Here is a 14,817-nt window from a genome sequence, read left to right as displayed (position 1 = left end):
TCAGTCCGCACTAACACAGAATGTGCCAAGGCTTAGTAAATGGACATGCGCCAGCTATCCATTTTTCACAGAAGTTTATTGTCAAAGATCAAATGTTTGACTGCACAAAGGCTGCTTCTTGGGCCGTGCAATATCGCCCTAGAATCCGATTGCGATGCGGAAAGCGACCGAACCGGGCGATAATGTCATAGTGATGTCGAGCCCATTCAAGTCCACTTTCTGGACCGTGAGTGGTGTAGAGCTCGACAGCACGTCGCTGATCTTCGAGATTCTCTTGATGCATAAGCGGCAGGTAGAAAAACGCATGCCGTTCGCCCTCACGTGCCAGATCAATGTCATCACCCAAACCGATCGCGTGATGCGCCAGCTCGCGGCCAAGACCATCCGACGCATAAGCTTTTGGAGTATCGCGAAACGCCATTCTAGGAAGCTGGTCGAACAATAAAGTGAGAGCGAGGCGGCCATCTCTTGATGACCGCCACTCCTCCAGTTCTCCAGACACCGCGTGCGCATACAATTCGCCAAACTTCTCAGTAATCTCCTGATCAAACTCCGGGGTGGATTCAAACCAGTGCTTCTCGGTTTCGGATGTAAACCAAAAGGCAAGCACATCTTCGATGCAGCGCGCAATATCTGTCATGTTCAGTTCCAGCCCGCTTTTTTCAAGTAAGCGGGTAGGTTGGTTTTACGGCCCAGCCAATGCTCGAGGAACACCGGATCACCATCCATCCCGATCGTATCAAATGAACGATACATCAGCATCAGATCTTCCCCCTGTTCTTCGAGAACCGCACTTTCGCTGATTTGCTCATAGCGGAGATCTCTTCCCAATGCCTCGCCGATGATTGCGGTGATTTCGAGCATCGTTCGCGCATCGCCAGCCAATGGCGCCGCCCGGTTAGCCCAAAGTCCTGGTTGTTCGAAGGCCTGGGTAACCATGGCGCCAATATCGTCGCATGCAATCTGTCGATAAAGCATCTCTGGGCGCATTGGATAACGCACAGTTCCACTTTCCATGATCGCCTCCTTATCCCATTCCCAATTGTCGAGGAATGCTGCGGGCCTAAAGACCGTCCAGGTCTTACCGCTTGCGCGCAAGCGCTGCTCAATCTGCCACTTGCTATCGAGATGAGGAACACCCGTATTGCGGTCCATGGTTGATGCGCCGGAATAGACGACGTGCTCGATACTATCTATCGCTGCGGCTGCATCAGTCAGGTTGCGGCCTTGTCTAAGCTCAGCATCAATCCCGGCTTCGAGGAAGTCTTGCACCGAGAACAGTCCGGCCGCCCCTTTTAGAGCTGCATTGATGGAAGAACGGTCTTCCAGATCACAAGCAACCACTTCAGCACCATTCGTTGCCAGTTCCCTTGCGACATCTTTTTCAAGGCTTCGGGTAAGCGCGCGGACATTATGTCCGTTCCTAAGGAGGTGCCGAGCAACGGCGCCCCCCTGTTTGCCCGTCGCCCCTGCGACTGCGATGGGGGCGGTTGAATAAACCTTTTGTGTTGAGTGCGAAATCGTCATTACTTGCTCCTTGCTTCAGTTGAATGTTGACACCGAAGATCGCCAAAAAACCCGAGGATAAGGAGACCGGATTCAGCGCGGTCACTGCGCGATTTTGCAACAAGTCAAGCTGTCAGTTTCACGCACACTCACTGCGCTTTAACGGGCATTTCGCAGTCACATGATTTTCTCCAAATGCTTTTTTCCAAAGCTTGGAGATCCAGATGACACGCCCCGTTTACATTCTTGCGTTGGCAGCTTTCGCTATTGGGACACAAAGCTATGTCTTTGCTGGCCTTCTGGCAGAGCTTGCCAAAGATCTGGATGCTAGCATTTCCGCAGCAGGTCAATTGATGACAGCTTTTGCAATCACAAGCGCGATTGCTTCGCCACTTGTGGTGAGCTCGCTGGTCCGTTTTCCTAGAAGAGGTGTCCTCATTGCCAGTCTCAGTGGGGTTGCAGCGCTAAACTTCGCGTCGGCTTTTCTGCCGACCTATGAGAGCTATCTGGCGATGAGAATAGTGATCGCGATTACAGGCAGTGCGGTTATGCCGATGGCTGGCGCTATTGCTGCGGAGCTAACCCCTCCTGAGAAACAAGGCCAGGCGCTCGGATTGGTACTTTCTGGACTAACAATCGCGTTTATCGCGGGTGTCCCGCTTGGCACGGCGATTGGGGGCTATTTTGGCTGGCGTTCAACATTTGTGTTTGCTGGTGTGGCCGCAGCTTTAGTTGTACCAGCGATCTATTTTGGGGTGCCGCGATCGACGGTATTGCTCGATACCTCAAATGTGCAAGCCGACTGGTCCGTGCTCAAACAGCCTATTGTGCTCACCTGTCTTGCATTGATCGGCCTTGCGTTCGTCGCGGCCTATCCAGTTAAAGCGTTCATCGGTCCACTCATCACCGAGCTTACTGGCTTTGAAGGGTCGAGCATCGCAGTAATGCAATCGGCGATTGGATTTGGATCGTTGTTAGGTCTCGTTGTAGGAAGCCGTCTTGCCGACGCGCGTAGCTTTGTATCCAACATGCGAGAGATGTTTCTCGTTCTAACCATCGCTCTAGCAGCGTGGAGCTTCCTTTTCACTTTTCTAGAGGTGCGAAGCATGACCGCTATTGGGCTGACCTTTGTTACCACCCTAATATCAAGCGCGGCATTGATCGCTCCTTCACCAGCTATCGAGAAAGCGCTCGTGAGAGCTGCTCCTGACCAGAGTTCACTAACCCTCGCTCTCAACACGTCTACGATATATCTGGGGCAAGGCATAGGAGCTGCTCTGGGAGGCATTGTGATTGCATCTTCAGGCTATTGGGCCATCGGCTTCGCTGGTGCTGTAGTGGCTTCACTTGCGCTTTTTCTCGCCTGGCTGGGACCGGAAGAAAATCGCTAGATCGATAGTCCTAGTGCACTATCCTTCAATAGACCAACAAAAGCCTGCACTCTGGAGGTACGATGCAGATCGACGTGGGTGATAGCCCATATCGGTTCTGCCCATCCATCATGTTTTTCGCCGATTTCCAAGTGCCTTACATCCGATAGCGAATTTGGCATTGGCCCAGCTCCAAGACCACGTTCGACCGCTTGCCATAGCGTCGCGACATGATTGCTCTTCAAGGCAACCTTGGCTGCATCGCTGTTTTCCCGGACCCAGTCGAAATAGGGGGTTGAGGGAGCAAGATGATCCGGCACCACCTGCGGCAGCACGTCAAATCCCTTGGCGCTATCGCTCAGGAGCTTTTCATGTGCGTAGAGACCTATCTTCAACTGACCCATCGGGAGAACCACATTATCAGGGTGATTGGGCTTCGGCCCAACGCGAAAGGCAATGTCAGCTTCGCCATAGTGCAATTTAAGTGTTTGATCACTCACAATCAGTTGCACGTTTGTCGAAGGATGCAAGTCTCGAAAGCAGTCGATTAGCTGGAGCAACGGATCCACGAGAATGTCGATCGCCGTGATGGTCAGAAGGCCTTCCACCTCACTCTCGGCTCCAAGGGCTAGGCGTTGAAGCTCTCCGAATTGCTCTTCCGTCGAAGTTGCGATCCTTAAAAGCTGTTCGCCCATTCGAGTCGACGTGAAGCCCCGTGCATGGCGTTGGAAGAGTTTGGTGCCAAGCTCCGCTTCCAGCGTATCGATATGACGGGTTACTGTCGCCCTGTGGATACCAAGGCTCTCGGCTGCGCCTAGCGTTGTTCCCAGTCGAGCAACCTCTAGCGCAGTTCGAATTTCATTCCAATTCTTCAATCTAGGATCCAGTGCTGGTCATCAGGCTAGCAAGATTAGAAGCCATGATGTGAAAACTCCAGCTAGATCTTACCAGGGAGACGATTACCAAAATGCCTAGTACGCACAAACAATAGCCGAATATTACATCGGCTTTGTAATGATCGCTATTAACAGCGCAACCGCCGCAAATTGGTACCGGGCTTAGAATCTCTATTCACAGGTTTGAGTTTCGTAATTTGGGCCGATTGCGGACTGTCTGGTCCTAGCTGGTCGACGTTGAAAGCGGTAAGTCAGCATCCGACCCAATTCCTGACATAAAAGATTGGTCAGTGTTGCCCCTCAACAAGAAGCCAAGCTTTGAAACCGAGGGCTCGTAACCACTGCCTTTCCAGTTAAACCCGTAAATCGGACACGAGTCATTGACCACGACGGTCTCAGCCGCACGTTTGTTCAATGCTTCTGGCCTTTTACAAGATATACGATCTGCGAACTTTTGCCCTTCAGGAGAACAGCACATTGTCACGTCGAGCAAAAATGGCAATCGCGATCACATCGCTGTGTACGCTAATCACAGCGAGCATGATGATCCCATCTGTCGGGAGCGCTCAACAGCCTACTGATTGTGACTACTGGGGAGAGACTGCCACTTTGGTGGCCACCAATTATGACACTGCCAAACGTATGGGCGTCAGCGCAAAAGAGGCGATGGCTGAAACGAAGCACTTATTTGATTACGACAATCATATAAAAAACGGAGGGATGGGGGCTGCCTATTATGGGGCGGTGTTTGAGGCTATTGAAAGAGGCGTGCGCGGTAACGCCCTTTATAAAGTTGGCGCGCGAGCCTGTAGGTCCTTTCCAGCAGGCACCTTTGATCCTGACCGTTTTGGGAAGTATGACTGAGGAGCGGTGCTTAACCCTGTTCAAACCTGATTATGTCCTAAGAAAGCTATGCCGGAGTAAGAGTTCAGGGCATGAAGGCACCGACAATCGAAACGAAACAGATGATCCGGAGGGCGCATACGCCTGATGATTTTGACGCCTCCTTCGCGCTATAGTCCGATAAGGACGTGGTGCGCTTCATCGGTGGCGTCATTCAATCAGAGCACGATTCATAAAGCCGGTTACTTCGGTGACGTAGGTTTTGACGATTTCAAGCGAAAATTGCCCATTCCTTTTGGCAGTTTGCCTTAAGCGGGATAGGCAATCGCGCCCCGCATTGCAGGTCAAGGGTATACGACCGAAGACATGCTGGCTGGCTACAGATGGTTTGATGCAACGTTCCCGCAATCCCAGGCCTTTTGCCTGATCTCACCTGAAAATGCTGCGTTGATCAGGGCTGCTAGAAAGCTTGGCTCCACGAAAAATTACTCTGCTCCCGCCAAAGACCAGACGTCATCGATGTTTCTCAGGGCCTGCGCTGACGAAACAGCTGAACAAGGCCGATAGCGGTGATTGCTGATCCTGCAAAAAACAATGTCAGTTTTGCGGGTGTAGCCCAAACTTTCGCAGCGACATACTCATGATGTCCCTGCAACAGCATCACTTGGGTGAAGCCCTCAAATAGATCGACTGGGATCACAAGAAAAGACGGCAGCGCGAGCCACAATCCTGTGCGGCCAAAGGCCTTTAGGGACACACCGATAAAGAATGCGCCATAGAGAAATGGGTAGAGAACATCGACGGTGGCCGTAAGCCAGATGTGCACTGTTCGTTGGATTGGCGTCATGCACGAAACGTGATCCAAGATTACCTGCGCCTCATATATTTCATCAATGATGACAAAATCCCATACATGCATGACGATGCCGAATGCCGCGGTGAGCATAATTGTCGAAGCGAATGTAAACCAAAGCGCCGAAGCCCTAGTTAGAAATTCTAGCCGTTCTAATAGCACCTTCTGCATCCTCTCAGTCCAATAGTCAGATGCGACCCGGTGTGCAGTGTAGGTTAGTAGCGCAGTAGAGCAAACGTGCAAAAAATGGTCGGCAATGGCTTGGGCGGCATGCGAAACCACCTTTCTAAGATGAGAAGCGCACGATTGTTCAATCATATGGTGGCTTCCTCCGGTATGGTGTTGTCCTCTCTCAAACGCTTGAGGTATTTCATGAGATTAGCCAAGTTCATTGCTGTGGTATTCCTGTGCGTTTCAGCCGCCGTCACATTCGCATGGTTTGCCTTCCCTGAGACAAGCTCAGGCGTTCTGCTCAGGTTGAACAACGCCCGAGCGGGTCTGTCCGAAAAGTCCATAACGACGCCAATCAGCGATGTTGCATATCTTGAAGGTGGTAGCGGTCAGAAGGTGGTACTCATTCACGGGATATTCTCTCGCAAGGAGCATTGGGTCGACTTCGCTAGGCGCCTGACGGATGATTATCAAGTCATTGTGATTGACCTTCCCGGCTTCGGCGACAATGGGTTGCTCCCTGACAGCGAGTATGCATTGCAAAAACAAAGCGAAAATCTGTCAGCTGTGTTTGACGCGTTGGAGCTAAGCGACGTTCATGTCGGTGCCAATTCGATGGGCGCGTCAATCATTGCACAAATTGCCGTGGAACAACCGGACCGGATTGCATCGCTGGCCTTCATCGGGAGCCCGTTGGGCGTGACCAGCCCAACACTCAGCGACATGGAGCGCGCTATTGCTGAAGGTAAAACGCCACTTCTTGTGCGGTCACAGGAAGAGTTCGAAGGGCGTAATTCATGGCTTTCCCCAAATGGAATCAGTGTACCTCAACCTATCCTCACAACTTGGATGCACGCCGAGCTCGCGCAAGTCGAGAAGAATGCGCGCATCTGGGCCGTTGTTCATGACGAGAACCCGGTGCCTGATCTTCTCGAACTTGCGCCGAAACTGAACATGCCGACTCAGATTTTATGGTGTACAGAAGACCGGATTTTTCATGTGAACGGTGCAGCCGTACTCGCTAGAAAGCTTTCATCGGCTAAACTTGATGTGCTGGACAATTGCGGTCATGTTCCGATGGTTGATGCGCCGGAAGAAACTGCCATGAGATATCTGAATTTCCTGACCTCACTCCGCACTTCGATAAAGCCAACTGACTAGGTTGAGAATACTATTTGTATGGCCAGGCCCACAAAGCTCAAAGCCAAACCAATTATCACAAGGCTTTTCACAGCACTTGCCGTGGCAAGATGGCCTTCGGTTACGGTGGCACGGCCAGTATATGGGTCGAATGTTGCGGGCATGCTTTCGCCAATATGACATTCGTCAGCATCGGCGACTTCTACGTCAGCAGTTTCGACACCGGAATAGTGCCCTGACACTACGCGAAGAATCGGGACTTCAACATCGTGTCTTTCAGTATCGTATTCAATGTCTATTGCGATCAACTCTGCTGTTACACTCAAGCCGCGCCGTTGCCGTACATTGTTGAGATGATGTTTGACCAAGCCGCTTACAATTAGGCCTAGTCCAATCAAGACTACCGTCGGCCCGAGAACGACTTCGCCATCCAATCGGGGAACGTTTGGCAGTACCAGCATAAACACACCGGCTGCAGTGAGCGAAAAAGACAAGCCCGGCCTTGAGGATATTGCTTGCTCCGTATGAATTGGGCCGATGACAGGATTGTACCTTGCGGGCCAGATGGTGCCGATCGGATAGGTGTTCCATTCATGCACCTGGAGCGAAGTATAGCGAGCACCTTGATAGCGTCCTTCACATACTTCGAAAACCGCTTTGTATAGTGAGCGCTCTTTTCCAGTCCGTCCATCTTTTGCGATGCGCTTATCCGAGTGAGCTACAACAGCTGCTCTTACCTGGACTGCACCAAAGACAAAACGAAGCTGGCATAGCGCGGCACCTATTCCAATCAGCAATAATACGATGCCGATAAACCCAATGAAGGCTTCCGCTCCATCAAAGATCATATCGATTAATTCGAGCATATCAGCCTGCAACTAGCACTGCTGCTATCCTATGTTCTCAGTCGGCACAGGCTATTGAATAAACGTGCAAGACTTCGTCGTTCGGTGATTGACTGGACGCGCCGCGCTGTATTCAGACTAGGCGACAATGAGCTATGATTTGAACTGGATGGACCTGAAGGTCTTCGCGGCGGTTGCGAAGCATCGATCACTGAAATCTGCGGCAAAACACGGCGCTGCCAGTCAGCCGACATTGAGCCGACGCATAAGCGCTTTGGAACATGCACTCGGGGTGAAGCTTTTTGAGCGTACATCTAACGGGCTCGCATTGACAGAAGTGGGAAAAATCCTCCGCATCCATGCTGATGAGATGAACCGTTCAGCGGCTCGTTTAATGCTTACTGCAAGCGACGCTAGGACAACAATCAATGGAACGGTCCGGATTGCGGCAAGCGAAAGCGTCGCAGTGTATTGTCTTCCGGCGATGATCGCAGACCTCCGCAGAGCGAAACCGGAAATTGATATCGAACTGGTGGCATCGGATACATCCAGCAACCTCTTGCTCAGGGAGGCTGATATCGCTGTGCGAATGTATCAACCAACACAAGGTGAGCTAATTGCCAGAAAAGTCGGCGACTTAGAGATCGGAGTCTTCGCCTCGACGGACTACCTGGCGAAGCGCAAAACGCCTACATCGGTCGCGGAGCTGATGGATCACGATATCGTCGGCTTCGATCGCAATAAGGAGGTTATCAAAGGTTTTCTGACAGAAAACCTGATCATCAATCGCGAGTTTTTCCCATTCCGATGTGATAATCAGATCGTGAATTGGCAAATGGTGCTGGCAGGATACGGAATAGGCTTCAACCAGCTGCAAGTAGGACTTGTAGAACAGAGGGTTGTACGGCTTTTGCCCGACCACAAACCCCGTTCTTTGCCAATATATCTGGTCGCTCACTCTGAACTCAAGACGAGCGCAAGAGTGCGCTGGGTGTTCGATTTCCTGGTAGAAGCCTTCGCCCCTTATCGATCAAGCCTAGGGTCCTGACCCTAATCTGTCGCCGTGTCGCATCCGGAAAATACAAGGTGTTCTGTGAGGTTAACCTATCGCAGCCGGTCGGCCAGTGCCGCCCGGAGCGCATCATCAATTTGCGTTGGACGAAAATGTGGCAGGAGGCTTGTAAACCTGCCGCCATCAATACGATGAGGCACATGCCAAAGATACGACATTTCAAGGATGCCTTTGAAGTCTGGTTTGAACAGGCTGACAAGCTTTAGGAGATTCCAAGGAACTGTTCCTACCTTGAGATCGCGCCCACAAATACGCTCAAGCGCTTCGATAAGATATTGCCCGGTTAACGAGAAGCCCGGAAAACCGACAGTCTCAAAATGCTCTAGCTCTGACCGTTTTTCGGCCAGCAGGCGTGTGGCATGAGCGAGATCGGGAAGGTAAGCCCAGCTATGCATTGCATCCAGCGGTCCAGGATATTTTACTCTACCAGATGCAATCTGCGCTGTGATTTGCGCATCAAACCAGTTACCCGTTTGCCCTTGCTCGATAAAATCTCCAGCACGCAGAATTATGGTTTGCAGCCCCTTTGCGGCCGCGGCCTTATATTCCTTCTCCATTTGGACGCGAGCCCGCCCGAGGGTGCCGCGTGCGAGTTGGGGCACATCTTCGTGAAGAAGTTCAGGCATTTCTTGGCCGAAATTGTAGACGTTGCCGGGCACGATAACAGTAGCGGCAGCTTGGTAGGCTGCTTGCAAGATGCTAGCTGTAAGCGCTGGCAGGTCGGTGCTCCAACGCGCCAAGGGCAGGGAGACCGCATTTACGACCAAGGAAGCTCCCTTGGCTGCTGACCTAATGGCATCCTCGTCCAAGGCATCTCCTCTGATCCATCGCATATTTCCGGACATCACTTTCGGCTCGGATCGAGCGAACAAGCTCACATCCCAACCAGCCTCGCCGAACGCGTGCGCGGCCGCTCTTCCAAAGCGGCCATTTGCACCTGCAATCAAGACATGATCCTGCATTTTATCCCATCCTCAAAAGAGGGATAATGGAAGGCGTATTGTGTAAGGTCGAGGCGACAAATTCGAAACTGACACATTCACAAATGAAACTCAAAACAACCGTTTCAGAACTGCAAACCTCACTCTCTATAATGTCTCTTTACCTTTCCAGCGTCACCTGTGAACTGCTGCTCAGATTTTGGAAGGAGAAAAATATGAAGTTGATCGCTGCAGTAATGGCTTTGCCACTGATGGCAATTTCATCTTTGCCCAATGAAGATCCTCCGTTTCAGCCCTACGATATCCTCGGCATATTCCTTACTGATGAAGGCAGCACGCTGGTCGAGATATTCGACTGCGGCGATGGTTCGCCGTGCGGTCGCTTCCTTTGGTTCCATCCAGATGCTCCGCCCAAAGGAGCACGAAAGCACACCCGGTTTGGCGATCCAGGCCGGCCGCTCCTGGGGTCACTTATGCTCAACGGATTCTCCCGCAGAAATGAGGATTGGCGAGGTGGGAAAATCTACGATAGTGATAATGACAAGACTTATCATGCGCGTTTGAAACGCCTGCCAGATGGGTCACTTCAAGTGAAAGGATGCATTGGGCTTTTTTGCCAAACACAGGTTTGGACTAGTGTGATAGTCGATCAGCCCTGATTGACTTCTCGCTACATTGATTTGAATTCTCGCAAGGCCCCGATGCCCATTGTAGGCGTAATACCGAAAAGGTCTCGGGCTGTGCGTGCAACATGCGCTGCATCGGAGAAACCTGAGTCTATTCCTGCTGCTCCGATGTTTTGACCGCTCAAAACACGGTGGACCGTAGCGACGCTTGCACACCAGATTTTGAACTTGCGGAATGTCTGCCCGGTATTTGCCTTGAAGTGCCTTAGGGCCAGTGTCCGCTCTAACCCCAACTGCGACGCTAGTTGCTCCTGCGACATGCGCTCCATTGGCGCTGCATATAGTTGCAAAACGATTTTCAAGACTTCAAAGTCAGGTTCGAGAAGCGGCCGTGAGAGTGCGAACCTGAAGTCCTCGACGACGCCTGCGTCCGTGTTCTTGATGGCAACTGGTACATTCGCAAACTCGGCGGTGACAATTGACAACTCGCCTCGATCGGTCGAGAGTTGCAATCCATCAAGATAGACAATCTCTGCTCCTCCGCTCCCAATCGATACGCTGTGCAACACGCCAGGCATTATGCAAACTATCTCAGCCTTCAACTCTCGACTCTGACTGCTGACAGTGATTGGCGCTCCCTGACCGAACAAAACACACGGCATAATATTTCGATGCGGTGCCAGTTCGCCCTTCTGGAATGAGAACATGTGCGTGCGAAATCTTGGCGCATTGTTAGGCGAAGGGACTTCATTCACTTTAGACGTCCCATATGGGTTGAGCTGATTGATGCGCAGCAAATTGTAGGTCCGCTAAACAACATTTTCTCCAAATAAGATATACCGACACGATTTTCCGCGTTGGTTCTAAAGTCCGTTTGGCTTCGGCACCATGCGGCGATGGATCACTATGAGCATATCCTGTCCTCAAAGTTTCACACCGCCGCAGCCATCGCTTTTCTTAATCCTCTGAACGATCCAGCCAGTTGGCAACCGCTGCGGTATATTTCCGGGGTAGCCTGTGGCCGCTGTCAAATTCGACTTTAGTGAGCTGGCTTCCGGCAGCGTGCACTAGCTCGGCATTTTCTTCAGCTGTGGAAAACTGGTCTTGCGCTGCCGTGATCAGAAGCCACTGAGCACTCACTTTTGCTGCATGGGTAACTGGCGCCACATCAATTGCACTGCGGGCGGCGGGTGGAACCATTGTGACAATATGCGACACGCGATCATCTTGCGCAGAGAGCAGGATCGCTGTTTGAGCTCCCATGCTATACCCGATTGCAACAACGCGATCAGGAAGACCGAACCGCTTATCCAGATGATCGAGCAGCTTTACGTAGTCTTCGACTGTCCCATTGATCATCGATCGATACGGACCCGATTCGCCAGAGCGTAGACTTCTCAGCCGGTCCATCGGAGAAATGTCACTGATCCGAGCTCCATGTGCGCGAGCGTCCAAAGCCACAACCCGATAGCCTCGGTCAATCATATCTCGGGTAATAGCGTCCACATAGAATGACTGATCATACGCGAGCCATGTGATGCTTGAGCCACCCATACCGTGCATAAGGATCGCGAGTGGTGCATCATCATCAGATACATGTTTTTGAAAAAGGAATCCGGTTACTTGTTCTCCATCTTCGGCCTCCAGGACCAGATGCTCGATCCGCGTTTGCGCATTAGCCGGTGCTTGGCTGAGCCACAGAAAAGCTGCAGCAAGGCCGAACAAAATCTTCAGGAATACATTATTCATAGCGATCTCCATTGGTGCAGAAGGATGCTAGAGCGAGCGCTGTCAAAGCAGCGTCAAATCAGCTTGAGCGCGAACGTAGTCACCATGTCAATTTGGCAATAGTGCCGGATTTTTCACCAGGCCGAACACTCAATTCCAATCCAAAGTGCGTGCAAAGCCTTTGAGTCAGTGAAAGCCCGATGCCAAAGCCACTGACATCGCCCGGCTTACCAAAACCAACACCTGTGTCTTCGATTAAAACTCCTCGTGGCAAAATCAGGATTGAGACGTTGCCCTCTTTTGTGAAATTGAAGGCGTTGCGGATGAGGTTTCCCAAGATAACTTGGGCAACCGCATCCGGGACCGGCATGTTGGTATCCCTTTGCCCCATGATGGAAAAACTCACTTTCCGATGATCGCGCATGTGCTGATTGATTTGCGCTGCACTTTCGCAGTTTTGCCAAACATTACAGGCCGCACCTGCGTCTGGCTCGCGGCCAAGCCACAAGATCCCTTCGGTTAACAATCGCATATTTCCAAGCGATGACGTCAGCCTCGTCATCGCTGGATTCTTACTCCCACTAACCTCCAAAAGTTCGGCAGCCCCCACTGCAATCGATAAGGGTGTACGAAGTTCATGGCTAACATCGCGATTAAACTGCCGCTCTCGCTCTACAAGTTCATCAATTCGGCGGTCTCGTTCCAACAAAGCTTCTGCGAGGAACGCGACCTCTTTGGGAGCATGAGTTAGTTCGGATGGCTCCAAGGCAATCGCGGAATGCCTTGCTGCTGAAGCGGCCATTACCTCAACGGGGATACTCAAACGTTTGGCAAGTCTGCGAAGAAATACGAGCGCGATTGCTAGCATAATTACACCCAAGATCCCGACAATAACAATGAATTTTACGACCTGATCGACCGAACGAACATACGGGCGTGCATTGAACACCAAGTACGATGGAACCCCAGCGTTTGAGCGGACCGCAATATGATAGTGGTTCGCTTGATCGACCGTAATTTCATACTCGCCGTCAGGCCAATCTGAATTGATTTTCGCCTTCAGAACAGGGGGCAATGCATCATGCCCCAGATAGTGTTCCATCTCCAAGCCCGTGACTTTTTCGCCTCGTGCTGAAGAAGATGTGCGCTGCGTTGCGGCGATCTCGTCCGCTTTGCGACTGACCTGGTTTTCAAAAATCTGATCTTCAAGATCAAAGCTTGAAAGCACTGCGATGAGTACGGTTGCAGCAAAGCAAAGGCTTACAGAAAAAAGCAGATTGCGTGTTAGCAGGGCTCTTACGGTTGGCGACTTCGACATCACGAGTTATCATCCAAGACTAGCCGGTATCCGCGCGCCCGATCAGTCTCGATCCGAACAACCTGCGAGGCGGAAGATTGTACATTGGAGAGTATCCGGCGCAAATTGTAGATATGTGTTCTCAACGCGCCACTCACTGGCGGCTCGTCACCCCAAATACGGTAGGTAATCGTTGAACTTAGCAAGGGATTTGGCGCTTCTTGGATCAGCCATTTAAGAATATCTGCCTCCATATTATTCAGTCGCCTCGAAGCGACTTTGCCGCTTAAAGTCTGTTGATGAGGATCAAACACTAGCTCACCGTAATGCAGCTCAGTCGAGTTCAGCACCTTTGGACGTTTGGCCATCGCATCAATGCGCATCTTCAGTTCACGCAGCGCGAAGGGCTTTGTGAGATAATCGTCAGCGCCAGCTGTAAAGCCCTCCTCTTTGTCATCCAGCGTATCTCTTGCGGTTAGAATAAGGATCGGTGCTTGCAGGCCTGCTTCGTCTTTGTAGCGCCTACAAACCTCGACACCATCAAGCTTTGGCAAATTTAGATCGAGCACGATAACATCGTAATCATTCTTGCTCGCCAGTTTCAAACCTTCTTCGCCATTATAGGCAAAATCGAGGAGAAATTCGGGCTCCAGAAAGTCGGCTATATTGGATTGAATGTCCAAGTTGTCTTCGATTACCAGAACTCGCAAATCATACCTCTCATGAATACGCTGAGCCCCAAGCTGAGCTCGCAAGTGTCAAACGAGTGTCAAATCTGGTTTCACGCTGATTTGACATCATAGCCCTTAGATCATTTCAAAATTGTACCAGACCGAGGACGTTATGAACACTGAGATCGCCCTAGAAAGAGTTTCCCACTTTTTTGACACAACCAATGGCAGGATATCGCTTTTTAACGATTTATCGCTGACATTTAATGGCGGTCAAACCCATGCCATTGTTGGGCCATCGGGCGTAGGAAAATCGAGCCTGTTGTCTTTATCCGCTGGACTGGAATCGCCAAGGAAAGGAACGATATCGTTTAAGCTTGAAGGCCGAGAACTCACCATAACTCAGCTCCGCAAACATTCTGGATTCGTGTTTCAGCAATTTCATTTGCTGCCCGAGCTTGATGCGCTCAGCAATGTGGCTCTCCCGCTCAAGCTGAGCGGAGACCAAAATGCCTATGAGATCGCGAAAGACTGGCTCGAAAAGGTAAGCCTAGGCGATCGTGCAGGTCATAGGCCGGCCCAATTGAGTGGTGGTGAACAGCAGCGGGTTGCCATCGCAAGAGCGTTCGCAACACAGCCAGCCTTCGTTTTTGCCGATGAACCGACAGGCAATCTTGATGCTGCTACGTCGTCGATGATTACCGATCTGATGTTCGAATTTGCCCATGAGAGCAAAGCCGCTCTGATCGTTGTGACGCACAGCAACGCACTGGCTGTGCGCGCGCACAATTGCTTTGCCCTGTCACCTTCCGGCATTGAGGAAGCGAAATGACTTGGCTTCACTCTGCGTTTGAAAAT

At 51.3% G+C, this 14,817-nt stretch carries 16 protein-coding genes; 6 read left to right on the top strand and 10 right to left on the bottom strand.

Going from position 1 to position 14,817, the window contains the following annotated elements:
* Positions 1–88 precede the first annotated feature (88 nt).
* Together BS29_RS13845 and BS29_RS13840 are read right to left on the bottom strand one after the other, a co-directional pair.
* Positions 89–640, bottom strand: a complete 552-nt coding sequence (locus BS29_RS13845) for a DUF924 family protein (protein ID WP_229954226.1) — start codon at positions 638–640, stop codon at positions 89–91.
* Positions 641–642: 2 nt separating this feature from the next.
* Positions 643–1,527, bottom strand: coding sequence for an NmrA/HSCARG family protein (locus BS29_RS13840; RefSeq protein WP_229954225.1), 885 nt, complete (start codon positions 1,525–1,527; stop codon positions 643–645).
* A 203-nt stretch (positions 1,528–1,730) separates the two neighbouring features.
* Here BS29_RS13840 and BS29_RS13835 point away from each other — a divergent pair, with 203 nt between their 5' ends.
* Entirely contained in the window at positions 1,731–2,897 is a 1,167-nt protein-coding gene (locus tag BS29_RS13835) for an MFS transporter (RefSeq protein ID WP_229954224.1), read from the top strand.
* Here the strand turns inward: BS29_RS13835 and BS29_RS13830 are convergent.
* Positions 2,894–3,751: a LysR family transcriptional regulator gene (locus tag BS29_RS13830; RefSeq protein WP_229954223.1), complete on the bottom strand. Its 858-nt coding sequence runs from the start codon at positions 3,749–3,751 to the stop codon at positions 2,894–2,896. The genes BS29_RS13835 and BS29_RS13830 overlap by 4 nt on opposite strands.
* Positions 3,752–4,186: 435 nt before the next feature.
* Here BS29_RS13830 and BS29_RS13825 point away from each other — a divergent pair, with 435 nt between their 5' ends.
* The gene (locus BS29_RS13825; protein WP_229954222.1) at positions 4,187–4,636 is read left to right on the top strand and encodes a hypothetical protein; all 450 of its coding nucleotides are present in this window, start codon (positions 4,187–4,189) and stop codon (positions 4,634–4,636) included.
* Between the two features lie 505 nt (positions 4,637–5,141).
* Here the strand turns inward: BS29_RS13825 and BS29_RS13820 are convergent.
* Positions 5,142–5,786 (bottom strand): hypothetical protein, encoded by a 645-nt coding sequence (locus BS29_RS13820; protein WP_229954221.1) that lies wholly within the window; start codon positions 5,784–5,786, stop codon positions 5,142–5,144.
* Between the two features lie 54 nt (positions 5,787–5,840).
* Here BS29_RS13820 and BS29_RS13815 point away from each other — a divergent pair, with 54 nt between their 5' ends.
* Complete coding sequence (locus tag BS29_RS13815) at positions 5,841–6,800, top strand: alpha/beta fold hydrolase (protein WP_229954220.1); 960 nt, start codon at positions 5,841–5,843, stop codon at positions 6,798–6,800.
* Here BS29_RS13815 and BS29_RS13810 read toward each other — a convergent pair.
* On the bottom strand, positions 6,797–7,645 hold the full coding sequence (locus BS29_RS13810) for a hypothetical protein (RefSeq protein WP_229954219.1): 849 nt from the start codon (positions 7,643–7,645) through the stop codon (positions 6,797–6,799). The genes BS29_RS13815 and BS29_RS13810 overlap by 4 nt on opposite strands.
* Positions 7,646–7,772: 127 nt before the next feature.
* Here BS29_RS13810 and BS29_RS13805 point away from each other — a divergent pair, with 127 nt between their 5' ends.
* Positions 7,773–8,672, top strand: a complete 900-nt coding sequence (locus BS29_RS13805; RefSeq protein WP_229954218.1) for a LysR family transcriptional regulator — start codon at positions 7,773–7,775, stop codon at positions 8,670–8,672.
* Positions 8,673–8,728: 56 nt separating this feature from the next.
* On the opposite strand, the gene BS29_RS13800 is transcribed toward BS29_RS13805, so the two are convergent.
* A complete protein-coding gene (locus BS29_RS13800; RefSeq protein WP_229954217.1) occupies positions 8,729–9,658 on the bottom strand; it encodes an NAD-dependent epimerase/dehydratase family protein in 930 nt (309 codons plus the stop codon).
* Positions 9,659–9,741: 83 nt separating this feature from the next.
* Here BS29_RS13800 and BS29_RS13795 point away from each other — a divergent pair, with 83 nt between their 5' ends.
* Positions 9,742–10,296: a DUF2147 domain-containing protein gene (locus BS29_RS13795; protein WP_229954216.1), complete on the top strand. Its 555-nt coding sequence runs from the start codon at positions 9,742–9,744 to the stop codon at positions 10,294–10,296.
* Positions 10,297–10,307: 11 nt separating this feature from the next.
* Here the strand turns inward: BS29_RS13795 and BS29_RS13790 are convergent, their stop codons facing one another.
* The 4 genes from BS29_RS13790 to BS29_RS13775 form a co-directional block, all read right to left on the bottom strand.
* Complete coding sequence (locus BS29_RS13790; protein ID WP_229954215.1) at positions 10,308–11,060, bottom strand: AraC family transcriptional regulator; 753 nt, start codon at positions 11,058–11,060, stop codon at positions 10,308–10,310.
* A gap of 160 nt (positions 11,061–11,220) precedes the next feature.
* The gene (locus BS29_RS13785) at positions 11,221–12,012 is read right to left on the bottom strand and encodes an alpha/beta hydrolase (RefSeq protein ID WP_229954214.1); all 792 of its coding nucleotides are present in this window, start codon (positions 12,010–12,012) and stop codon (positions 11,221–11,223) included.
* A gap of 79 nt (positions 12,013–12,091) precedes the next feature.
* Positions 12,092–13,309 (bottom strand): sensor histidine kinase, encoded by a 1,218-nt coding sequence (locus BS29_RS13780; RefSeq protein WP_229954213.1) that lies wholly within the window; start codon positions 13,307–13,309, stop codon positions 12,092–12,094.
* Entirely contained in the window at positions 13,309–13,971 is a 663-nt protein-coding gene (locus BS29_RS13775; RefSeq protein ID WP_229954212.1) for a response regulator transcription factor, read from the bottom strand. The genes BS29_RS13780 and BS29_RS13775 overlap by 1 nt, the downstream gene beginning before the upstream one ends.
* A gap of 160 nt (positions 13,972–14,131) precedes the next feature.
* Between BS29_RS13775 and BS29_RS13770 the strand changes: the two genes are divergently transcribed.
* The gene (locus BS29_RS13770; protein WP_229954211.1) at positions 14,132–14,791 is read left to right on the top strand and encodes an ABC transporter ATP-binding protein; all 660 of its coding nucleotides are present in this window, start codon (positions 14,132–14,134) and stop codon (positions 14,789–14,791) included.
* Positions 14,792–14,817: the final 26 nt, after the last annotated feature.

Source organism: Parasphingorhabdus litoris DSM 22379, from assembly GCF_020906275.1.
Taxonomy (GTDB): Bacteria; Pseudomonadota; Alphaproteobacteria; order Sphingomonadales; family Sphingomonadaceae; genus Parasphingorhabdus; species Parasphingorhabdus litoris.
The sequence above is the reverse complement of the archived record's forward strand: the minus strand, read 5'-3'. Positions and strand labels throughout refer to the sequence as shown.

Excerpts from the sequence above, each read along its gene's own strand:
- BS29_RS13845 (WP_229954226.1), bottom strand. The coding sequence starts at position 640 with ATGACAGATATTGCGCGCTGCATCGAAGATGTGCTTGCCTTTTGGTTT.
- BS29_RS13840 (WP_229954225.1), bottom strand. The coding sequence starts at position 1,527 with ATGACGATTTCGCACTCAACACAAAAGGTTTATTCAACCGCCCCCATC.
- BS29_RS13835 (WP_229954224.1), top strand. The coding sequence starts at position 1,731 with ATGACACGCCCCGTTTACATTCTTGCGTTGGCAGCTTTCGCTATTGGG.
- BS29_RS13825 (WP_229954222.1), top strand. The coding sequence starts at position 4,187 with ATGCTTCTGGCCTTTTACAAGATATACGATCTGCGAACTTTTGCCCTT.
- BS29_RS13820 (WP_229954221.1), bottom strand. The coding sequence starts at position 5,786 with ATGATTGAACAATCGTGCGCTTCTCATCTTAGAAAGGTGGTTTCGCAT.
- BS29_RS13815 (WP_229954220.1), top strand. The coding sequence starts at position 5,841 with ATGAGATTAGCCAAGTTCATTGCTGTGGTATTCCTGTGCGTTTCAGCC.
- BS29_RS13810 (WP_229954219.1), bottom strand. The coding sequence starts at position 7,645 with ATGCTCGAATTAATCGATATGATCTTTGATGGAGCGGAAGCCTTCATT.
- BS29_RS13805 (WP_229954218.1), top strand. The coding sequence starts at position 7,773 with ATGAGCTATGATTTGAACTGGATGGACCTGAAGGTCTTCGCGGCGGTT.
- BS29_RS13800 (WP_229954217.1), bottom strand. The coding sequence starts at position 9,658 with ATGCAGGATCATGTCTTGATTGCAGGTGCAAATGGCCGCTTTGGAAGA.
- BS29_RS13795 (WP_229954216.1), top strand. The coding sequence starts at position 9,742 with ATGAAACTCAAAACAACCGTTTCAGAACTGCAAACCTCACTCTCTATA.
- BS29_RS13785 (WP_229954214.1), bottom strand. The coding sequence starts at position 12,012 with ATGAATAATGTATTCCTGAAGATTTTGTTCGGCCTTGCTGCAGCTTTT.
- BS29_RS13780 (WP_229954213.1), bottom strand. The coding sequence starts at position 13,309 with ATGTCGAAGTCGCCAACCGTAAGAGCCCTGCTAACACGCAATCTGCTT.
- BS29_RS13770 (WP_229954211.1), top strand. The coding sequence starts at position 14,132 with ATGAACACTGAGATCGCCCTAGAAAGAGTTTCCCACTTTTTTGACACA.